Annotated in this window: 19 protein-coding genes; all 19 read left to right on the plus strand. The window is 41.9% G+C overall.

Going from position 1 to position 21,712, the window contains the following annotated elements; genetic code table 11:
• Positions 1–8 precede the first annotated feature (8 nt).
• The 19 genes from MKY17_RS12065 (at position 9) to MKY17_RS12155 (ending at position 21,569) form a co-directional block, all read left to right on the plus strand.
• A complete protein-coding gene (locus tag MKY17_RS12065) occupies positions 9–1,184 on the plus strand; it encodes an acyl-CoA dehydrogenase family protein (protein WP_098371901.1) in 1,176 nt (391 codons plus the stop codon).
• Positions 1,185–1,204: 20 nt separating this feature from the next.
• On the plus strand, positions 1,205–1,969 hold the full coding sequence (locus MKY17_RS12070) for an SDR family NAD(P)-dependent oxidoreductase (protein WP_098371902.1): 765 nt from the start codon (positions 1,205–1,207) through the stop codon (positions 1,967–1,969).
• Between the two features lie 18 nt (positions 1,970–1,987).
• Positions 1,988–2,440 (plus strand): MaoC family dehydratase N-terminal domain-containing protein, encoded by a 453-nt coding sequence (locus MKY17_RS12075; protein ID WP_098371903.1) that lies wholly within the window; start codon positions 1,988–1,990, stop codon positions 2,438–2,440.
• Positions 2,437–2,838, plus strand: a complete 402-nt coding sequence (locus MKY17_RS12080; protein ID WP_098371904.1) for a MaoC/PaaZ C-terminal domain-containing protein — start codon at positions 2,437–2,439, stop codon at positions 2,836–2,838. Before MKY17_RS12075 ends, MKY17_RS12080 begins: the two co-directional genes overlap by 4 nt.
• A 129-nt stretch (positions 2,839–2,967) precedes the next feature.
• Positions 2,968–4,665 (plus strand): sigma 54-interacting transcriptional regulator, encoded by a 1,698-nt coding sequence (locus MKY17_RS12085; protein WP_260398162.1) that lies wholly within the window; start codon positions 2,968–2,970, stop codon positions 4,663–4,665.
• 859 nt (positions 4,666–5,524) lie between these two features.
• The gene (locus tag MKY17_RS12090; RefSeq protein ID WP_076371380.1) at positions 5,525–6,388 is read left to right on the plus strand and encodes a branched-chain amino acid ABC transporter permease; all 864 of its coding nucleotides are present in this window, start codon (positions 5,525–5,527) and stop codon (positions 6,386–6,388) included.
• Positions 6,389–6,416: 28 nt separating this feature from the next.
• Positions 6,417–7,385 (plus strand): branched-chain amino acid ABC transporter permease, encoded by a 969-nt coding sequence (locus MKY17_RS12095; protein ID WP_286177092.1) that lies wholly within the window; start codon positions 6,417–6,419, stop codon positions 7,383–7,385.
• A gap of 2 nt (positions 7,386–7,387) precedes the next feature.
• Entirely contained in the window at positions 7,388–8,152 is a 765-nt protein-coding gene (locus MKY17_RS12100) for an ABC transporter ATP-binding protein (protein ID WP_098371906.1), read from the plus strand.
• Positions 8,145–8,852 (plus strand): ABC transporter ATP-binding protein, encoded by a 708-nt coding sequence (locus tag MKY17_RS12105; protein WP_098371907.1) that lies wholly within the window; start codon positions 8,145–8,147, stop codon positions 8,850–8,852. The genes MKY17_RS12100 and MKY17_RS12105 overlap by 8 nt, the downstream gene beginning before the upstream one ends.
• Positions 8,853–8,874: 22 nt before the next feature.
• On the plus strand, positions 8,875–10,056 hold the full coding sequence (locus MKY17_RS12110; RefSeq protein WP_098371908.1) for an ABC transporter substrate-binding protein: 1,182 nt from the start codon (positions 8,875–8,877) through the stop codon (positions 10,054–10,056).
• Positions 10,057–10,433: 377 nt separating this feature from the next.
• Complete coding sequence (murQ, locus tag MKY17_RS12115; protein ID WP_098371909.1) at positions 10,434–11,342, plus strand: N-acetylmuramic acid 6-phosphate etherase; 909 nt, start codon at positions 10,434–10,436, stop codon at positions 11,340–11,342.
• Between the two features lie 11 nt (positions 11,343–11,353).
• Entirely contained in the window at positions 11,354–12,211 is an 858-nt protein-coding gene (locus MKY17_RS12120) for a MurR/RpiR family transcriptional regulator (RefSeq protein ID WP_098371910.1), read from the plus strand.
• Between the two features lie 32 nt (positions 12,212–12,243).
• On the plus strand, positions 12,244–13,614 hold the full coding sequence (locus MKY17_RS12125) for a PTS transporter subunit EIIC (protein WP_098371911.1): 1,371 nt from the start codon (positions 12,244–12,246) through the stop codon (positions 13,612–13,614).
• Complete coding sequence (locus tag MKY17_RS12130; protein WP_098371912.1) at positions 13,611–14,621, plus strand: MupG family TIM beta-alpha barrel fold protein; 1,011 nt, start codon at positions 13,611–13,613, stop codon at positions 14,619–14,621. The genes MKY17_RS12125 and MKY17_RS12130 overlap by 4 nt, the downstream gene beginning before the upstream one ends.
• A 202-nt stretch (positions 14,622–14,823) precedes the next feature.
• Positions 14,824–16,764 (plus strand): glycoside hydrolase family 3 protein, encoded by a 1,941-nt coding sequence (locus MKY17_RS12135; protein ID WP_098371913.1) that lies wholly within the window; start codon positions 14,824–14,826, stop codon positions 16,762–16,764.
• Between the two features lie 22 nt (positions 16,765–16,786).
• Positions 16,787–18,016, plus strand: coding sequence for a DUF1343 domain-containing protein (locus MKY17_RS12140; RefSeq protein WP_098372013.1), 1,230 nt, complete (start codon positions 16,787–16,789; stop codon positions 18,014–18,016).
• Between the two features lie 190 nt (positions 18,017–18,206).
• Positions 18,207–19,682, plus strand: coding sequence for an N-acetylglucosamine-specific PTS transporter subunit IIBC (nagE, locus tag MKY17_RS12145; RefSeq protein ID WP_098371914.1), 1,476 nt, complete (start codon positions 18,207–18,209; stop codon positions 19,680–19,682).
• A gap of 355 nt (positions 19,683–20,037) precedes the next feature.
• Positions 20,038–20,466, plus strand: a complete 429-nt coding sequence (locus MKY17_RS12150) for a DUF1801 domain-containing protein (protein ID WP_098371915.1) — start codon at positions 20,038–20,040, stop codon at positions 20,464–20,466.
• A 59-nt stretch (positions 20,467–20,525) separates the two neighbouring features.
• Positions 20,526–21,569 (plus strand): oxidoreductase, encoded by a 1,044-nt coding sequence (locus tag MKY17_RS12155; protein ID WP_098372014.1) that lies wholly within the window; start codon positions 20,526–20,528, stop codon positions 21,567–21,569.
• Positions 21,570–21,712 lie beyond the last annotated feature (143 nt).

A 21,712-nucleotide genomic window follows, 5' to 3' on the forward strand; every position in this document is an offset into this window, starting at 1 on the left:
GGGTTAAGATGGATTTACGACTATCGGATGAACAAAAAATGGTACAAAAAACAATACGCAAGTTCGTGGAAAATGAATTGATTCCCTTGGAAAATGAAGTGCTTCGCAATGAAATGGCAGGAAAACCTAGTTTACCAGAGGGGACATTGAAAGATTTACAGGAAAAAGCAAAAAAAGCTGGGTTTTGGGGCATCAATACCCCGGAGGAATATGGCGGGGCAGACCTAGGGCAGCTTATGATGGCAATTGTCTTGATGGAAGTATCAAAAACGTTTGTACCATTCAGCTTTGGAGGTTCGGCTGATAACATACTTTATTATGCAAATGAAGAACAGAAACAGAAATATCTGATCCCTACGATTAACGGTGAGAAAAAGTCCTGTTTTGCCATGACGGAGCCGGGGGCTGGGTCCGATACGCGAAATATTAAAATGACGGCAATAAAAGAAGGGAACGAATGGGTGCTTAACGGTGAAAAAACTTTCATTACCGGAGGAAATGATGCCGATTTCGTCATGGTCATTGCTGTAACCGACAAAGAACGTCATCAAGCAACCGGAACGGAGGGGGTAACCTGCTTCATTGTAGACCGTGATATGGGCTGGAGATCAGAGTATATCAATACGATGGGAGAATGGGGACCGGCCGGTTTAGTTTTTGATAATGTCAGGGTACCCGAAGAAAACATCTTAGGGGACGTGCATGGAGGTTATAAACTAGGCTTGGAATGGATTGGGTTTGCAAGATGGATCGTGGGCGCACGCGCTGTCGGTTCTGCAGAAAGATTGCTGCAAATGGCTATAGAATACGCTAAAGAACGAGTTACATTCGGTAAACCGATCGCGGAGCGCCAGGCCATTCAATGGCAGATAGCTGATTCGGCCGTAGAGATTGAAGCTGCAAGATGGCTTGTATTGAATGCGGCTTTTACACTTGATAATGGGGAAGACAATCGCCATTTAGCTTCAATGGCTAAACTTTATGGAGCAAATATGGGGAATCGGGTCGTTGATCGCGTATTGCAGATACACGGAGGCATGGGCTATACGAAGGAGCTTCCCATCGAGCGTTGGTACCGGGAGGCCAGGCTTTGGAGGATTTATGATGGTACGGATGAAATACAGCGTATGATCATTTCCCGAAATTTGATTAAGGGGCATGTTAAATTAGGACAATTCTTATAATAGATTAGGAGGAAACGATTATGACAGGGAGATTTTCAGGGAAAACGGCTTTAGTTACAGGTGGAAGCAGAGGGATTGGCCTGGCGATCGTCGAACTATTTGCCAGTGAAGGCGCAAACGTGGCGATTATCGATATCAACGAAGAGGTTTTGACATCAACAGGAAATGTATTAAGGGATAAGGGTTATACCATTTTTACCAAAGTGGCCAATGTGGTCAATTCCGAAGAGGTGGAAGCATCCATAAAAGAAATAGCCGATACATTCGGATCGCTTGATATTCTCGTGAATAATGCCGGGGTCATCCGGGATAATCTACTTTTCAAAATGACTGATTCAGATTGGCAGACGGTAATGGATGTGCATTTAAAAGGTACTTTCAATGCAGTACGTGCCGCCCAGAAGCATATGGTTGCAAATAAATACGGAAGAATCATCAATATATCATCCACTTCGGCCCTAGGGAACCGCGGTCAGGCTAATTATTCAGCTGCTAAAGCCGGGCTTCAAGGGTTAACAAAAACACTGGCGATTGAACTTGGCAAATACGGGATAACGGCTAATTCGGTCGCACCAGGTTTTATCGAAACTGAAATGACGAAAGAAACAGCTAGGCGGGTGGGAGTGAGTTTTGAGCAATTCATCCAGGATAGGGCAAACAGTATTCCGGTTGCAAGAAGCGGTTTGCCAAGTGATATTGCTCATGCTGTTGCATTCTTTGCCGATGAAGCATCCTCATTCATTAGTGGGCAGGTTTTATATGTTGCGGGCGGTCCAAAAAATTAAGGGGAAAGGCGGGATGTTATGTTCAATGAAAGTATTGGAAAACGATCTACCCCCGTTAAAAATATAGTTGAACGGGGAGCCGTTAAAAAATTCGCATTATCGATTGGTGATCCCCACCCGATTTTCATTGATGAAGAAATAGGCAGGCAATCAAGGTACGGAACGAATATAGCTCCACCAACTTTCCCAAGGGTCTTTGAGTTTGGGACGATTGAAAGTTTAAATCTCCCGAATAAAGGATTGATTCATGGTGAGCAGATATATCGCTATCACAGGCCGCTGAAGGTAGGGGAAGAAATCACCTGTTATACGGAAGTGAAAGACTACTATGAGAAAAAAGGGAAACAAGGGGAAATGGGATTTCTAGCCTTTAAAAATTATGGGACGGATGCAAATGGGGAAATTGTCTTCACTGCTGAACAGCTTGTCATTTTAAATGAAACGATCAGAAGGATGGTGATGAGTAAGTGACGACATTAACCGAACTTCATATTGGTGACTCGTTACATTCAATCGAGCTTCCACCTGTAACGCGATTGGACCTCATAAAATATGCCGGCGCATCAGGTGATTTCAATCCCATTCATACCATTGATGAGGAAGCAAAAAATGCTGGTCTTCCCGGTATTATCGCACATGGAATGTGGACGATGGGAAACCTCGCAAAGCTTTTCAGTAATCTTTATGAAATTGGATTTATCGAAGAATACAAGATTCGCTTCAAAGGAATGGTTTTCTTGAATGATGTCATAACTCTTCATGCGGATCTAAAAGAAAAAAATGGGAATAGGTATTTTTTCAATGTAGCGGCCACTAACCAGTCAGGTAAGGAAGCGATCAGTGGAGAGGTTATTTTTAAGACTTACTGAGGGAAAGTAGTGATGAAAATTATTTCATCACTACTTTTTTTAGGAGCGAAATTCGACAATTTTAAAGGAGTTTCGAAATTTATCCAGAATTGTACTTAAAAAGAATTCTTTTTGCGGCGGTGAATAGTAATGAATCAAGTGAAACAGGATTCTCAGATTAATTTGCTCAAAGAGTGGACCTTTCCTGCACTAGTCGTGGATTCTGCAAATCGGATAAAGGATTGGGGCACCTATTTTAATCAATCGTTAAGTCAGAATGGTAATAATACACTAACCGAACAATTCGATGAGTGGCAATTTCTCGATAATAAAAGGCTTGCAGCTGCGAGGCTGCATGATAAACGGTATTTATTTTTATTAATGAAACAAATGGATACTGACAATAGTCTATATATAGGCAGTGAAACAGAATTTTTGGACGATTTATTGATTGATGCTCATAAAACGGATAAATTGAATCGCGCACTGGATGCCATTATCGAAAATTCCTATGATGGGATATACATCACCGATCAAGATGGAATCACGCTTTATACCAATTCGGCAATTGAACGGATCACTGGTATACCAAAAGAGTATTATATCGGCAAATCGGTGGACCAATTAATTAAACGCGGCATCTTGAATGCTTCGGTGACGCATAAGGTAGTGAAGCTGAGACGAACGGTATCGGTCGTACAGGATAATTTTGCTGGAAAGGAAACATTGATTACAGGAAGTCCCGTTTTTAATGCCGAAGGGGAAATAGAGCAAGTCGTTACTAATATAAGGGATTTATCTGATTTAAATGAACTGATGCATGAGTTGACGAAAGTTAATGAGCTGAATAATCAATATAAGCAGGAAATTGAGAAACTGCGGAAGATAACAAGCAAGGATGGAGTCGTATTTGTCAGTGATAAAATGAAAATGATCTATGAGATTGCTGAAAGAATATCGGATATCGATGCGACCGTACTCATTCTGGGAGAAACGGGTGTTGGAAAGGATGTCCTTGCCCGCAATATTTATAATCGGAGCATCCGATCTAAAAAAGGTGATTTCATCAAAATAAATTGTGGGGCAATTCCCGCTGATTTATTGGAATCCGAGCTCTTTGGATATGAAGGAGGGGCTTTTACCGGAGCCAATCAAAAAGGCAAACCAGGGATGTTTGAGCTGGCAGAGAGTGGGATCTTATTCTTGGATGAAGTCGGTGAGCTGCCCTTGCAACTTCAAGTGAAGCTGCTTCGGGCCCTTCAGGAAAGGGAGATTCAAAGAATCGGAGGTACAAAGCCAAAGAAAATCGATGTTCGGATAATAGCAGCCACGAACCGAAATTTATCGGAGATGGTCAAATCGGGTGATTTTCGGGAAGACCTCTTTTACAGGCTGAATGTCATTCCGATTACGATTCCTCCTCTAAGGGAAAGAAGAGAGGATATCTTGGCATTGACTGACTTATTTTTAACAAAGGCAAACGAACAATATAAATTCTCAAAAGAAATAGATTCGCGGTTGAAGGAATATTTTTATCAACATGATTGGCCAGGAAATGTCCGTGAATTGATTAATATAGTGGAGAGGCTCGTCGTGCTGACGGATAATCAAATATTATCGATTAACGACCTTCCGGAAGAATATCAGCCGGAAAATCGGAATCAGCCGAACCTCAATGCTACCCTAACTTTAAAAGAAGCGGTGGAAAGGGCCGAAAAGGAAATCTTGACGAAAGCGGCTCAAACCTACCAAACTACATATGAAATCGCGGAAGCCCTTGATTCCAGTCAGGCAACAATTGTGAGGAAACTTAAAAAATATCGATTAAAGGTCAGTGGAAAAGAATAGGTAAGTATGAACAGCACCTGCATTGTTGGACATTATTCAACAATTCGGGTGCTGTTTTTTTGACTGAAATTCCTAATTATATTTACTCGTTTTTTTGGGCGGGAACGGGCTTTATTACCTTATGGGTTTTTAGAAATTTATTGGTTGTAAAGTTGTTTTTTTTACCTGCTATTGTGTGAAATGATTGTAGTTAAAAGGGGATTTTTGAATCCTCTACATTTTATGTCTTCAATTAATTCTTTTATTGATTCAGAAATGATTTTTACAGTCAATAGTGAATGACGGACATCCCATATGGAATCGATACTTTTGATTTTTACAATTCAATAATGAATTCACTGACTGGTGAATAGCCTTATTGACGGTGATTTAATGTTTGGCACGGCACTTGCATTTATTAACAGGAAATTAATCTACTGAATGATCCTCCTATAGAAGGTGCAAGGTGAAAGGGGTGAATGAACCAGACGATTATCATGGGTAAACCGTTATTAAAGAGAAGATGGAATCATTGGCTATCCCTAAAACAGCATATGCTTGTCAGCATACCACTTAATCCTTAAGTAGAGTCAATGAAACTATGATGATTTCTGATGATATCCAATTGAATTAAGTGGCCATAAGAAATGAAAGCGCTAACAAATGATTAAGGGGCTTATTCCGCTACACGCTAAGCTATATCTGTTGGTGGAGAATATAGGGTAATAAAACTTGCTGTTCCTCTCCAAGAGGTTGAGCCTGTGGGGAAATAAGTGAAAGTGTTTCTCGTCGCAGATGTGTGCTTTAAAAATATGGACAGGATTGTGGACCAGGGATTGAACAGCATAGTGAAATTCAATAATTTTCAAGGAGGAAGTAAATGGAAATTTTGATCCAGCAGCTTTTTAATGGTCTAACGATTGGCAGCGTATATAGTCTTGTTGCCCTGGGATTGACGCTAGTATATGGAATTTTGCATATCCCGAACTTTGCCCACGGTGCCCTATATATGTTGGGTGGATATATCACATTGTCAATGATGACATTATATGGGGTCAATTACTGGATTGCCATGTTCGTATCCATTATCGTTGTTGGTTTGTTGGGAGTCCTTTTGGAACGTTTCGTGTTCCGCCTGTTAAGGGAGGCACCTCCATTGCACGATAAGATTGCAGCAATCGGAATTCTCCTTTTTCTTGAAGCTTTTGCCCAATTTGTCTGGGGTGCCGACTTCCATACAATGACTTCTCCATACGGGCAAGTGGTCAATATCATGGGCCTGACATTCACACTTCAGCGATTATTGATCATCGTGTCAGCTATCGCAGTGATGGTTTTACTTTACCTTTTCCTTAAGAAAACTTATGCCGGTTCAACGATAATAGCGATGTCCCAAAGCCGTGAAGGGGCGTCATTAGTGGGAATCAACATTAATAAAGTCGCGATGCTTACCTTCATGATATCGGGTGGATTAGCAGCGATCGCTTCATCCCTTGCATCACCGATTAACCTTGTTTTTCCAGGCATGGGGCATTTAGTCATCCTAAAAGCATTCGTCATTATCATCTTGGGAGGGATGGGGAGCATCCCGGGGGCGATCGTAGGCGGATATATCCTAGGTTTCAGTGAGAGCTTGGGCGCAACTTATATTTCAAATGATTATAAAGACATCATTGCATTCATTCTTTTAGTCGTAATATTAACCGTGAAACCAACAGGTCTTTTTGCCAAGGGGGAGAGGTAGCGTGAAGATATTAACGAAAAGAAATGGGATTATCGCACTTATCATCTTTGCTTTTTCATTCCCCTTTATCGAGCAAAACGACTATTATCTCCATATGCTGACACTTTCGTTCATCTGGGCGATAGCTGTTTATGGAATCAATTTATTATCAGGCTATACTGGATATCTCTCGCTTGCGCATGCTGGTTTTTTTGCGATTGGAGCATATTCACTAGGCCTGCTGACGGTAAAAGCGGGAATGAACTTTTGGCTGGCACTTGTAGCGGCATGTATAATCACATGTGCAATTGGTTTTTTGATCGGTTTGATCGCGCTGAGGACAAAGGAACACTTTTTCGCGATTTATACTCTATGTGTGGGTTACATCATATATCTGGTCATCGATAAATGGGAGGGACTTACAGAGGGGGTTAGGGGATTAATCGGTATACCTGCTCCTGGGAATATAGGGCCGATCACATTCGATACTGCAGCATCCCAATATTATCTAGTCCTCATTTTCCTGCTTGCAGTGATTTTAATCGTGTATCGAATTATACGCTCGTTGACCGGCAGGACGTATATGGCCATCAGGAACAGCGAGGACCTTGCCAAAACGATTGGTATATCCACAATGAAGAATAAATTAACCGCATTTGTCCTATCCACATTCTTTGCAGGATTGGCAGGTGCCTTGTATGCTTCATTCATTCGTTTCATTGGACCTGATATCGGATCAACTGCCATAATGTTCGATCTATTGATGTATTTATTGGTTGGTGGAATCGGGACACTTTCAGGCCCGTTGGTAGGAACATTATTGTTAGTAATCCTTTCGCAGAATTTGCAATTCCTTCAAGAATATCGAATGTTGATATTCGGGCCATTGCTTACGGTGATCATTATCTTTTATCCGCGCGGAATCGCAGGGGCCTTCTTTGATTGGCAAAGAAGGCGAAAAGATAATGAGCTGTCCGAGGTGAGGAGCGAAATGCACATAAAAGCTGAGGAGGGATGAATTTGCTAATCGAAACGAAGAATTTGACAAAGCGGTTTGGAGGATTGGCGGCCGTCAATAATGTGGATTTTACAATTGAAAAAGGTAGAATCAATGCAATAATCGGACCAAATGGTGCAGGAAAATCAACTTTTTTTAACTTGATCAGCGGCTTTCATCGACCAACTTCTGGGACGGTCCTTTTTAAAGGGATTGATATCACCAAACTTCCTGCCAATGAAATAGCGGGGCTCGGAATTTCAAGAACCTTTCAAACGACAAGCCTTTTTGATCAATCGACCGTATTGGATAATGTCATTGTCGGGCATAGACTGCGAACCAAATCTAATCTGGTGGATGCCATTCTAAGAACAAAACGATTAAAACGGGAGGAAGCGGCATGCAGGGATAAGGCGATGGAGGTACTTGATATTGTTGGATTGACGGAATCGGCTGACAGAATGGTCTCCAGCATCTCCCAGGAGGAAAAGAAACGGACAGCCATTGCTCTTGCCCTTGCGACGGAACCGGAAATTATCTTTCTTGATGAACCTGCTGCGGGAATCAACCCGGATGAAACGGAAGGCTTGACAGAACTGATTAAAAAATTGAATCGATCGGGACTGACCGTTTGTTTAATCGAGCACAAAATGCATATGATCATGAACTTGGCAGATGACATTATGGTCCTTAATTACGGAGAAAAAATTGCGGAGGGCACACCTAAGGAAATCCGAGGAAATGAAGCGGTGATAAAAGCCTATTTGGGAGGTAGTGCCAGTGCTTAAGTTAACCGATGTCGCCGTGAATTATGGGAGTTTCACTGCGATAAAACATGTGAATATCGAAGTTGCCAAGGGAGAGATCGTTGTTTTATTAGGAGCTAATGGGGCAGGAAAAAGCACGACTTTTCGTTCCATAAGCGGAATCAGTAAGCTGTCCAAGGGGGAAATTCATTTTCTGGGCATGCCGATAGGGGGCCGTGCCCCGGATCAGAATGTTCGGGAGGGAATCGTCCAGTGTGCCGAAGGACGTAAACTGTTTCCACAGATGACCGTCCAGGAAAATCTGAGGATGGGTGCTTATGTGCATCGAAAGAAGAAAGCGGAGATCAAGGATTCCTTGGAATACGTCTATCACTTATTCCCGATTTTAAAAGAAAAACATCATGATGAAGCGGGAAGCCTGAGCGGAGGCCAACAGCAAATGCTCGCAATTGGAAGAGCTTTGATGTCAAAACCGAAATTGTTGATGCTTGATGAGCCTTCGGTGGGACTCGCTCCACTTATTGTCGAACAAATGTTTTGGGTCATTGAAGAAATAAACCGCGAAGGAATCGCGGTCCTGCTTGCTGAACAAAACGCGAATGCTGCCCTCGGCATTGCAGATAAAGGATATGTTTTCGAAAATGGGGAAATTGTCGTTCAAGGGACAGCAAGTGAGTTATTAGCCAATGATGAAGTAAGGAAAGCGTATATTGGGGCCTGAAAAAATAGAATGGGGGATTTTTATGAAAAAACTGAAAGTATTATTTGTCTTTCTCCTGCTAATCTTCACTGTTTTGGCCGGGTGCAATAAAGGGGATAGCTCTGTGTCAAGCAGTGGCAGTAAAGGCAAAGGTGAAAATGTCGTTAACATCGGTTTTAGCGGTCCTTTAAGCGGGGCAGCAGCCTTATATGGGAAACGGACATTGAATGGTGTCGAAATGGCCGTCAATGAAATTAACGATGCTGGCGGGTTTGAAGTAGATGGTAAGAATTACACGCTGAATTTAGTATCGTTGGATGATAAATACTTACCTAATGAAACAGGGTCGAATGCTAAACGATTAATTCAGGAATATGATACGCCAATCATTTTCACGCCTCATAGCGGAGGTGTGCTGGCACTTCAGGTTTTTAATGAACAAGAGGAATTCATCATTGGGGCATATACGAGTGAGCCGGCAGTGACCGAGAGCGGAAATTCATTAACCGTCCGGATTCCACCGAATTACGAGGGGTATATCGAACCTTTTACAACATATGCAATGGAACATTTCGGCAAGAAGATTGCCGCTTTGCCAACATCTTCGCAATACGGTAAAGACTGGACGGAAGCCGTGCTTCCACATTGGGAAAAGCAAGGCGGAAAAGTCGTTTATAATTCCTCGATTGATTTCGCCAAAGAAACCGATTTCTTTACGATTGTCACCAATGCCTTGAAAAAAGATCCTGATGTGCTATTTATCGGTGGTGCTTCGGAACCTACGGCAAAAGTAGCGAAGCAAGCTCGGGAGCTAGGATTTAAGGGCGGTTTCATCATCATGGATCAAGCAAAGCTGGATCAAATGAAGCCGATTGCAGGGTCATATGAAACATTGGAAGGCTCGATTGGCGTTCTGCCACTGATGGACTCAGATGAAGAAGCAGTGCCTGCTTTCGTTGAGAAATATCAAAAGGATTATAAGGAAGATCCAAGCTCCGAAGTAGGATTGAATTATATCGCCATGTATGCGTTTGTGGAAGCGATGAAATCTGCAGGCAGCGTTGATGATGCGAAGGCCATCCGTAAACATATGCAAGATGGACTTTCAAATATCGGGCCAGATCAAAAAATATACGATATTCCCTCGATTGATGAAAATGGAGGATTTGCATCAACTATTGTCGTCGGTGCAGTAGAAAACGGGAAAGTAGTCCCTGTCCGTTAACTGGGTAAAGGGATGCAGGTGTTCCGTGTAGTATACTAGTTTAGCATTTTGTTAAATACTTGTTCGTGTATCGTTCCTGATCATAGGGACGGTACACGTTTTTTTATTGTTGAATAAATCTACACCCAAAGATAGTAGGCTAGGCTCTTATGGGTAAATTACGGCACTCAGAAAGCGGCCATGGATGAATTCTTTAAGTTCGCCGGCATTGGGGTTTGAGGAATGAAAAATGCTAATTAACAAATTTTTCAAAAATATCTTGTATCAGAGTAATGAAAACGCTATCATTGAATATAATATGAAATATAATTTCATTTTTTTCTATTAAAAAATGAAATTATATTTAAGTAATTGTTTATAGGAGGATTTAATTGTCTATGGAGGAACATTTGCGTTCATTAACTACTGAATTACGGAACGAAAAGACGATGAATATCGACAGTGTAAATACGATGGAAGTCATTTCTGCAATCAATAAGGAAGATTTTAAAGTGGCAGCAGCGGTTCAGGAGGTATTGCCAGAGATTGAAACGGTGGTTGAATGGGCTTGCGAATCGTTAAAAAAAGGAGGGAGACTCATATACATCGGGGCAGGAACAAGCGGAAGACTCGGTGTTTTAGATGCCGTGGAATGTCCCCCGACTTTCAGCACACCACCTGATAGGGTGCTGGGAATAATAGCAGGAGGGGAAAATGCGTTTGTTCGGGCTGTTGAAGGAGCAGAGGATAAAGAAGAGTTTGGGGAATGTGATCTGATTGACGTGGAACTTACAGCAAATGATACGGTTATTGGCATCGCGGCAAGCGGCCGTACCCCTTATGTGAGGGGCGCTTTACGTTATGCCAGAAAAGTTGGGGCTAAAGCGGTGGCATTATCATGCAATAAAAACGCGAGCATCACGGAAGCAGCTGATATAGGGATCGAAGTGGTAGTCGGACCGGAAGTGTTAACAGGATCCACTAGAATGAAAGCGGCAACTGCACATAAAATGGTACTCAATATGATTTCAACCGCAACCATGATCCGGTTGGGAAAAGTCTATGAAAATCTGATGGTCGATGTTAATGTCAGTAATCAAAAACTGAAGGACCGCGCAATAAGCATCATAGAAACTGTAACGAATGCTGACTATGATCAAGCTTTGAATACGCTTGAAAAGGCAAATAATCAAGTTAAACCAGCGATTGTCATGATAAAAACGGCAACAGATTATGAAAAAGCAATGGAGTTACTGGAGAATGCGGATGGAGATGTCAGAAAAGCCATCTCGATCTATGAAGATTAAGGAGGGAAGCAATGGCTACAGGAGGATTATCAATCATACAGACGATGTTGAGCAAGCTGCCGCAATCAGAACAAAAACTAGCAGAATATATTCTACAGAATCCTCATGAAGTTGTGAACAGCACTGTACAGGAATTAAGTACGTCTGCCCAAACTAGCGGGGCCGCTGTTATTAGGTTGTGTAAATCGCTTGGAATAAAAGGGTTTCAAGATTTGAAAATAAGGATTGCTGGAGATTTGATGAAGACAGTTGAACAGGGGTACCGGGATATCGAGCCTTCCGAATCACTGTATCGGATTGTGGAGAAAACAACGAGTAATTCGATTCAGACCATTAGGGACACATCTGAAATAATCGATCACGATAATCTCAAACATGCGATAAAGCTGATGCTGAATGCTAAAACCGTCCACTTTTGCGGTGTGGGTGCTTCGAATATAGTTGCTGCTGACGCTCAGCAAAAATTACTTCGCGTCAATAAGGGGGCAACGGCTTTTACAGATATGCATTTAGTTGCAACCCTGATTGCAAATGCTGATGAAAATGACATCGTTTTTGCCATTTCATTTTCAGGGGAAACACCTGAAGTTGTCAATATATTGAAACTGGCAAAGGAACGTGGGGTCAAGACAATCGGGCTGACTCATTATGGCCAAACAACGGTATCATCCTTGTGTGACGTCACACTGTATACATCCTATTCGAATGAAGCACCGTTTCGAAGTGCAGCAACATCCTCACGATTGGCGCAATTATATATGATTGACATTTTGTTTTTGGGGATGGCTTCAGAACAATATGAAGAGACTGTCCAATATATTGATAACACCAGGTCTGCCATTAAATCGATGACAGATCGATATAAATGATTCATATGAGATTTGACAAAGGGGGCTTTTGAATGGGTAAGGGGGATAAGTACGCCATTTTAGCAGAAGAGTTATTGGGGAAATTGGGTGGGGCATCTAATGTTGCCGATGCTGCACATTGTATGACCAGACTCAGGGTACTGCCAATCGATCGTTCGAAAGTAAAAATGGAAGATATAAAAAATACGGAAGGCGTTTTTGGCGTCATTGAAGAGGAAACGATACAAATCGTCCTTGGGCCAGGCGTGGTGAACAAGGTTCATACAGAATTTGAAAAGCTTCTGGAGGAATCTTCTGGCGATTTGAACTTAAAAGAAGTAGCCTCGAAGAATAAATCAGAGATTGATAGGAAAAACGCAAAACCGTTTAAACTTTTTTTACGCAGGATTGCAAGTATTTTCATCCCTTTAATTCCCGCCTTAGTGGCATCAGGTTTGATTACCGGTATTACAAAAGCAATCGTTCAAGCCGGCTGGCTTGCAGCAGAATCGCAATTAGCCATCATTTTAACTGTTATCGGGTCGGGGCTGTTTGCCTATTTGGGGATTTTGGTTGGGACCAATGCAGCAAAAGAATACGGTGGATCACCTGCACTTGGTGCACTTGCAGGTATCTTAGTCATAAACCCGGCCGTCGGCGACATTTCATTGTTCGGTGAAAATTTGCTCCCTGGCCGCGGTGGGTTGATAGGAGTCCTCTTTGCAGCTATTTTCATAGCCTTGGTGGAAAAACAGGTCAGGAAATTCATTCCCCAATCACTTGATATCATTTTGACGCCAACCATCGCTTTACTCATTACTGGGATTGTCACTTACATTGTATTTATGCCGGTAGGAGGGTTTTTATCGGATGCCATTACGACTGGGTTATTGAATGTTTTGGATTTCGGTGGTGTCGTAGCTGGATTCGTGCTTGGTGCGGCCTTCCTCCCTCTCGTCATTACTGGTTTACATCAAGGTTTAACGCCTGTCCATCTAGAATTGATCAATTCGATTGGTGATGATCCACTGCTTCCCATTTTGGCGATGGGTGGCGCGGGCCAAGTTGGAGCGGCATTTGCCATCTATATGAAAACGAAGAAAGCAAGTTTGAAGCGAGCTATCGGAGGGGGCCTTCCTTCCGGGATGCTAGGTATCGGTGAACCCCTTATATTTGGAGTGACCCTGCCATTGGGCAGGCCTTTCTTAACTGCATGTTTAGGTGCAGGAGTAGGAGGAGCCTTCCAAGCTCAATTCGGAATCGCAACGTCGTCCATCGGTGTGTCCGGACTGCCGCTTACCTTTTTAGTTCATCCAAACCAAATCGGACTGTTCCTCGCTGGGTTGTTCATTTCCTATATAGCAGGATTTATTTTTACGTATTTGTTTGGATTCAAAGATGAAATGGCGGTTGAATTCAAGTGATCGGAATTTCTTTTTATCTACAAGACCCGCATGCAGAAACACAAATCATCCATGCTGCTAACCTGGGAGTGAGGAAAGCATTTACCTCGCTTCATATTCCTGAAGAAAAGGGTGATCTTGTGAAGAGGATGATCACGCTTTTAAAGCTTTCAGATGCCTATGGAATGGAAATCCATGCAGATGTCTCATTAAACACGCTTGATCATTTAGGGATTAGCAAATTTACGGATTTATGGCCATTAGGTATTAAAGGTATTCGCCTTGATGATGGGTTTGATAAAGAAACGGTCATATCTTTATCTAAGGTGTTTTCACTCTCACTAAATGCAAGTACATTGAATGAAGAAGAACTTTTAGCCGTGCTTGGGGGCGGTGTGGAAACGGAAAGTCTGATCGCTTGGCACAACTTTTATCCAAGGCCCGAATCGGGCCTTGAGGAAGAGTTCTTTCATGAACAAAATCGAATGTTCAAGAAATACGGCATACCGATCTTTGCTTTCATCCCGGGTGCAGGAAGTAAACGCGGTCCTCTTCATGAGGGCCTTCCAACACTTGAAAAACACAGGTTGATGAATCCTTACGCTGCCGGTATTGAGCTAATTCAGCATGTGGAAGGAGTTTACGTTGGAGATCAAGGAACGGAGAATAATCTGCTTGAGAATCTAACTGCCTATAAAAATCTAAATATTCTAACTGTTAGAATGGAATCCCGAATCTTGCAAAGCGGTCAGTATAAATTGAGGCCAGATGTTTCTCAAGATGTTTTCCGGCTGCAGAATACCCGGGTCACAGCAAATGTTGAGCCGAGTAATACAGTTGCACGCAGCCTTGGGTCCATAACGATGGACAATGATGCTTACGGAAGGTATCGGGGAGAGGTCCAAATTTGCAAGAGAGACCTAGGGGCAAATCACCGAGTTAATGTGATAGGTCGAGTTATAGAAGAAGATATTCCCTTGCTGTCCCTTCTAAAGCCTGGTCAAACGATAAACCTTGTAATTGAGTGACCAATTGAAACAATTATACAGGGGGTAAATGGATATATTTCATGAAGGCTTGTTAAAAGAGGCGGCTGCGGGGTTTCCAATGCTGCCTTGATTTCTTTATAGAATCTATATAGTTCATTTCCAATCATTTTTTCCCCTTCATGAAAGTGGATATGGAATTGTTGCTAACGGAACTAAAAAGTAAACAAGGGAGGAAGCCTAAATGATAAAAAGGATATGTGCCCCTGCTGGAATCGCATTATTCTTTGTTTTATCCATTTTGGGAGGGAATGCAACAGCAAAGGGATCAGAGAATGAAAAATCTGTATCGGATATTCAGGAAATCGTAGAAAACATGACAATCGATGAAAAAGTCGGCCAAATGCTAATGCCCGATTTTCGCAATTGGCAAAAACAAGGAGAAGCGAAGGCGACCGGGTTTATTGAAATGAACTCAGAAGTTGCAAGCATCATCAAAAAATATCATCTGGGCGGTGTGATTCTGTTTGCTGAGAATGTTGTCGAAACCGAACAAACGGTTCGGCTAACAGATGGTTTGCAGATGGCAAGCCAGGACATACCGCTGTTCATAACGATCGATCAGGAAGGAGGAATCGTAACTCGCCTTCAAACTGGAACGAACCTTCCTGGTAATATGGCACTTGGTGCAGCCAGAAATGAGAGTTACGCTTATCAATCTGGAGAAATCATTGGCAAGGAACTGTCGTCACTTGGCATAAATGTCAATTTCGGGCCGTCTGTCGATGTCAATAATAATCCCGGAAATCCTGTTATTGGCGTTCGTTCCTTCAGTTCTGATCCGGAACTTGTATCAAAGCTTGGCATTCAGACGATAAAAGGATTGCAAAATCAGAACATGATAGCGACGACCAAGCATTTCCCCGGCCATGGAGATACAGCAGTCGATAGTCATTATGGTCTCCCTCTTGTTTCTCATGATAAAGAACGTTTGCGTTCCATCGAGTTGGTTCCTTTCCAAAGGGCCATCGATGCTGGAGTTGATATGATGATGACTGCACATGTTCAATTTCCTGCATTCGATGACACTAAGTATATCAGTAAAAAAGACGGTCAAGAAATTATGGTTCCTGCAACGTTGTCACAAAAGGTCATCACGGGTCTATTACGTGAAGAAATGGGTTTTGACGGTGTTGTGGTTACAGATGCTTTGAATATGAATGCCATCGCGGACAACTTCGGGCAGGAAGAAGCTGTGGTCCTCGCCCTGAAATCTGGCGTTGATATTGCACTGATGCCTGCACAGGTTAATTCGCTTAAAATGGAAAAGAATATAACCACTGTATTCAATGCAGTGAAGGCAGCAGTGGAAAGTGGGGAAATTCCTCTAGGTCAAGTCAATCAATCTGTAACAAGGATACTTGAACTGAAAGTGAAGAGAGGGATATTAAACCCTGACGATACTCCGATCGATAAAAAAATCGAAACCGCGCTTAAAGTGGTCGGGAATGAAGATCATTTGAAAAAAGAAAGGAAAATCGCGGAAGATGCCATCACTCTTTTGAAAAATGAAGACAAAACATTGCCTTTCAAACCTAAGAAAAATGATAAAGTTTTAATTCTTGCTCCTTTTGATGACCAAGTTGAATCCATGTCCAGGAGCATCGGCGAATTAGCTGATAAAAAGAAAATCAAGAAAGTCCAAATAACGGGTATGAGTTTTTCAGGAAAGTCATTTTCAGATCAAGTGGCCAGACTCATTGATGAATCGGACTTTGTCATAACTGGTTCCTATATTGTCAAAAACGATCCGGCTGTCAATGATGGAGTGATAGATGATAGCATTCAAGATTCGTCGAAGTGGGCAACAGCCTTCCCTAGGGCGGTCATGAATCATGCTAAGAAGAAAGATAAAGAATTTGTTTTAATGAGTTTAAGAAACCCTTATGATGTTGCAAACTTTGAAGAAGCGAAAGCGGTTCTTGCTGTTTACGGGTTCAAAGGGTATTCGAATGGGCGTTATAGACAGCCAAATATCCCGGCAGGCATCTCGACCATTTTTGGAGAATCAAAACCTAAAGGCACGTTGCCGGTCGATATACCATCAGTAACCAAGCCCAATGAAAGCCTTTATAAATTTGGATATGGATTAGATATTAAATCTGGAAGACCCTTTAAAAAATAGGGAGGGATGCAATTTGAAAAGAATGATAACCATATTTACCATTTGTCTGTTGACTTTCGGCATCGTTTCCTCAAAAAGTGTAACCGCTGTTAAAGAGAAGAAAAAACAAAAGGTCAGTCCCGGTATTGAAGTTCTTTTAAAAGAAGAAAAGGACGTGTTAAGCGGAAAGAAAGTCGGCTTGATTACGAATCCAACTGGCATCGATTCTAAATTAACCAGCATCGTCGATCTACTTAATGATGATCCGGATATTAATTTGACAGCGTTATTTGGTCCTGAACATGGAGTGCGTGGAGATGCGCAAGCTGGTGCAAGCGTTGAATATTATATTGATGAAAAAACAGGGTTGCCCGTTTATAGCTTATATGGCAAAACGAAAAAACCGACGCCTGAAATGTTAAAGGATGTTGAGGTCCTTGTTTTTGATATCCAGGATGTCGGAACACGCTATTACACTTATATCTACACGATGGCTTATGCAATGGAAGCAGCCAAAGAAAATGATATCCCATTTATCGTGCTGGACCGCCCCAACCCACAAGGCGGGGTGTCGGTAGATGGGCCAGTACTTGAACCTGAATTCTCATCGTTTGTTGGTTTGTATCCAATACCTCTTAAGCATGGGATGACTGTTGGGGAACTCGCGACTTTGTTCAATAAGGAATTTAAAATTGGTGCAGATCTAAAGGTCATCAAGATGAAAGGCTGGAAGCGAGATATGGATTATGACGAAACTGGTCTCCCTTTTGTCTTACCGTCACCGAATATGCCGACAGTTTCCACTACGTTCGTATATCCGGCTACAGGCTTGATCGAGGGAACGAATGTCTCTGAAGGCAGAGGAACGACTAAACCATTCGAGTTGATTGGTGCTCCTTATATAAACAGCGATGAGCTTGCTGGGAAATTAAATGCATTAAGGTTACCTGGCGTAAAATTCAGGGCAGCCTCCTTTACACCTACATTTTCAAAACATGCAGGTAAACTTAGCCATGGAGTGGAAATTTATATAACGGATAGAGAGGAATTCAAGGCTGTCCCTACCGGACTTCACATCATCAAGACCATTCAGGATCTATATCCTGCAGATTTCGAGTTCCTTGCAGCCAAAAATTTCAATTTATTGATTGGCAATGGATGGGTAATGTCAAGAATTGAAGAAGGTTCATCAGTAAATGAAATCATGAAAGAATATCAAGCAAAGCAGGATGCTTTTAAAAAGGTTCGCAAAAATTACTTGCTCTATAAATAAGTGAAAAAAGAAAAGTCCGGTTGGACTTTTCTTTTTTTGATGAACTTTCGAAGGAGGAGAAAATCGCTAAGACTTTATTCCTGAATAAAGCCAAATTAATAAATGAAATGCAGTTCTAAAATGGAAGGAACCGTTGTCTAATAGAATATGGGGTTTGCCCTAAATCAGTAATTGTCAGGAGGAAAGAGGGATGAAAAAATATCTTGAAAAAATTGGACGTTCCTTGATGCTGCCAGTAGCCGTATTGCCGGCAGCCGCCATATTAATGGGGATCGGTTATTGGATAGATCCTGCAGGATGGGGAGCGGGAAGTCCGTTAGCAGCTTTCTTAATTAAAGCAGGTTCTTCGATAATTGATAATATGGCTATCTTGTTTGCTGTTGGAGTGGCATTGGGCATGTCGAAAGGAAAAGATGGAGCCGCCGCTTTGAGCGGGCTGGTAGCCTATCTAGTCGTAACGACATTGCTTTCCACGGACTCGGTAGCGATGCTGCAAGGAATTGATGCAAAAGATGTAAATCCAGCATTTGTGAAAATAGAAAATGCATTTGTCGGAATCCTATCGGGCCTTATAGCAGCAGCTATGTATAATCGGTTCAGTAAGGTCGAGCTGCCGGATGCACTCGCTTTCTTTAGCGGTAAACGCCTTGTCCCGATCCTTACTGCGGTTGCCATGCTACTCGTTTCTCTTATATTATTCTTCGTATGGCCACTCATCTACTCCTGGTTAGTTATATTTGGGGAAGGAATAAGTGAATTAGGTGCAGTTGGAGCAGGACTCTATGGATTTTTCAATCGGCTTTTGATACCAACAGGTTTACATCATGCGTTAAACTCCGTATTCTGGTTCGATGTAATAGGACTTAACGATATCGGTAACTTCTGGGCTGGAACAGGAATAAAAGGAACCACGGGCATGTATCAAGCCGGATTCTTTCCCGTCATGATGTTCGGTTTACCGGCTGCTGCTCTTGCCATGTACCATTCGGCAAAATCACGGAAGAAAAAACAAGTCGCCTCATTAATGCTCGCAGCCGGTTTCGCTTCATTTTTCACAGGCGTTACTGAACCGTTGGAATTTGCTTTCATGTTTGTTGCACCAGCCCTGTTTGTTGTGCATGCTTTATTAACAGGAATATCGTTGGCTATTGCTGCCACTTTCCAATGGACAGCAGGGTTCGGTTTTAGTGCAGGATTCATTGACTTTGTTTTAAGTTCAAGATTGCCATTGGCAAATCAACCTTATATGCTACTTCTTCAAGGACTGGCTTTTGCTGTCATTTACTATTTCTTATTCCGTTTCTTGATAAAAAGGTTCAATTTAATGACTCCTGGCAGAGAAGATGATACAGAAGATGAGCTTGATGGCGGAGGAGTGATTTCGGAAGCAGACAGCAGTCATGGCGGGAATGATGAGAGTAAATTCTTTGGAATGGCTTCCGCTATTTATGAGGGTTTAGGCGGAGACGCTAACGTAACATCTGTAGATAACTGCGTTACCAGATTAAGGGTAGAGGTGGAGAATATGGGAGCTGTCGATCAGAATAAAATCAAATCAACAGGGGTTGCTGGAATCAATATCGTGGGTCCCCAAAGCATTCAAGTCATCGTAGGGACACAAGTACAATTCATAGCTGATGAAATTGAAAAGATCCGGCGACAATAGCTGATACACTAAAAATCTACGATCAGGATTATATTTTCTGATCGTAGAGATTTTTATGATAAAGTACTGATTATAAACGCGCAAAAGATTTATCTTTATTAACTCTGCTCTTAAAATAGAATAAAACGAATCAATGTTCTATAATATATAAGGGTATTGAATGAAGGATTTGCCATGAAGCTTGGAGAATTAGTAATGAAGCTCGTCCGCCAATCATTTGAATAATTAGGAAATCAGCGGTAATGAAGGCTGTATACATACACGTCAATCTAGAGACACGATCATATAGTGTACTAAGTTTTGAGCAAGGGATATTTTTTGCATTTCTGAAACTTTTAGTATGGGGGGGTTCCGGTTGTATAAACAAAAAACCAAAGAAACTGACAGTAGTGTCATTGAGTTCATTGAGAACGTCGACAATCCAAAAAAACGTGAAGATGCATATGAATTGCTGGATGTTTTTACCAAAACGACAGGTTATGAGGCAAAGATGTGGGGACCGAGCATCATTGGGTTCGGTATCTATCATTATAAATATGAATCAGGTCACGAAGGCGATGCCCCCCTGGTAGGCTTTTCCCCTCGAAAAGCAAAAATCAGTTTATATTTCTCTCCAGGGGATAAAAAAAGGGAAGAATTATTACAGGCATTCGGAAAACACACTTCCGGAAAAGGGTGTGTGTACATCAATAAAGTGGCAGATATCGATATTAATGTATTGAAAGAATTGATTAATCAGTCTGTCAAGTTTTTGAGAGATAAGTACCCGGACAATGAAAAATAATAGAACGTATATCAGTTTATAATTGTTTAAGAGGAACAAGAAAGCGAGTGGGAACGAAAATGAGAAAAATTAAAGTGGGCATAGTTGGGTACGGATTGTCAGGAGCTACATTTCACGCGCCATTACTAAGTGTTTTAGGGCAGTTTCAAATAGCGAAAGTTGTCAGCTCCAATAAGGAAAAAGTCCAAAAAGATTTGAAAGATGTGGAAGTGGTAAGCAGCTTAGAGGAAATTCTTGAAGACGCGTCCATTGATTTGGCTGTTATTACGACACCGAGTGGTTTGCATTATGAAATGGCCAAGCAAAGCTTGTTAGCCGGGAAGCATGTCATCCTCGAAAAGCCGATGGTAGTGGAAGCTTGGGAGGCAGAGGAACTAATTAAGATTGCCGAAGAAAAGGATCTGCTATTAAGTGTCTATCATAATCGGAGATGGGATAATGACTTTTTGACCGTGAAAAAACTTATGAATGATGGAGTGCTTGGGGAAATCAATACATACCAAGTCCATTATGATCGATACAGGCCTGTGGTCAGGGATAGATGGAGGGAAAAACCAGGCCCGGGATCAGGCATGCTTTATGATTTAGGATCACATCTCATCGATCAAGCACTGCATTTGTTTGGATTGCCGCAATTCGTTTGGGCAGATGTATTTTCCCAAAAAGAAAATGCAGAAACGGATGATTATTTTCATGTGATATTAGGATATGAAAAGCTGAGAGTTATCTTACATTCAGGCTCAATCGTTCCGAATAATGGACCGCGGTATCAGGTGCATGGAAGTAAAGGATCATTTATCAAGTACGGTCTTGATTGCCAAGAGGCGGCCCTAAGTGAGGGGAAAAAACCGCTGGATGACTCTTGGGGTGCAGATGATCCCGAATTCTATGGTAAGCTGGTTACGGTTGAAGGAGAAAATGAGATACATGAAACCATTGAAACACTGCATGGTTCTTATTTAACGTATTACCAGGCAGTTGCCGATAGTATATTGAGCGGGAAAAAAGCTCCAGTCACTGCCCAAGAGGGGTTATCGGTCATTAAAATCATTGATGCGGCTTTTGAAAGCAGTAAAGGAAAGAAAGCCATTTATATTAAATGAAATTCAATATCTCCTTATAACAATATGAATTGAGAAAACTGAATGTTAAGCGGCCTTATTTTCAGAAATAAGGTCGCTTTTTATTTTGGTCAAATACATGATTTCCCGGTTTATTAGGTAAATCAAAACTCGTGAATTCGAAT

The organism is Peribacillus sp. FSL P2-0133 (assembly GCF_037975445.1).
Classification (GTDB): domain Bacteria; phylum Bacillota; class Bacilli; order Bacillales; family DSM-1321; genus Peribacillus; species Peribacillus simplex_E.

What these genes read in the sequence shown, in the direction of transcription:
- MKY17_RS12125 (WP_098371911.1), top strand. Translation starts at nt 12,244, where the DNA reads ATGGGTAAGGGGGATAAGTACGCCATTTTAGCAGAAGAGTTATTGGGG.
- MKY17_RS12090 (WP_076371380.1), top strand. Translation starts at nt 5,525, where the DNA reads ATGGAAATTTTGATCCAGCAGCTTTTTAATGGTCTAACGATTGGCAGC.
- MKY17_RS12085 (WP_260398162.1), top strand. Translation starts at nt 2,968, where the DNA reads ATGAATCAAGTGAAACAGGATTCTCAGATTAATTTGCTCAAAGAGTGG.
- MKY17_RS12135 (WP_098371913.1), top strand. Translation starts at nt 14,824, where the DNA reads ATGATAAAAAGGATATGTGCCCCTGCTGGAATCGCATTATTCTTTGTT.
- MKY17_RS12075 (WP_098371903.1), top strand. Translation starts at nt 1,988, where the DNA reads ATGTTCAATGAAAGTATTGGAAAACGATCTACCCCCGTTAAAAATATA.
- nagE (WP_098371914.1), top strand. Translation starts at nt 18,207, where the DNA reads ATGAAAAAATATCTTGAAAAAATTGGACGTTCCTTGATGCTGCCAGTA.
- MKY17_RS12110 (WP_098371908.1), top strand. Translation starts at nt 8,875, where the DNA reads ATGAAAAAACTGAAAGTATTATTTGTCTTTCTCCTGCTAATCTTCACT.
- MKY17_RS12070 (WP_098371902.1), top strand. Translation starts at nt 1,205, where the DNA reads ATGACAGGGAGATTTTCAGGGAAAACGGCTTTAGTTACAGGTGGAAGC.
- MKY17_RS12065 (WP_098371901.1), top strand. Translation starts at nt 9, where the DNA reads ATGGATTTACGACTATCGGATGAACAAAAAATGGTACAAAAAACAATA.
- MKY17_RS12120 (WP_098371910.1), top strand. Translation starts at nt 11,354, where the DNA reads ATGGCTACAGGAGGATTATCAATCATACAGACGATGTTGAGCAAGCTG.
- MKY17_RS12155 (WP_098372014.1), top strand. Translation starts at nt 20,526, where the DNA reads ATGAGAAAAATTAAAGTGGGCATAGTTGGGTACGGATTGTCAGGAGCT.
- MKY17_RS12140 (WP_098372013.1), top strand. Translation starts at nt 16,787, where the DNA reads ATGATAACCATATTTACCATTTGTCTGTTGACTTTCGGCATCGTTTCC.
- murQ (WP_098371909.1), top strand. Translation starts at nt 10,434, where the DNA reads ATGGAGGAACATTTGCGTTCATTAACTACTGAATTACGGAACGAAAAG.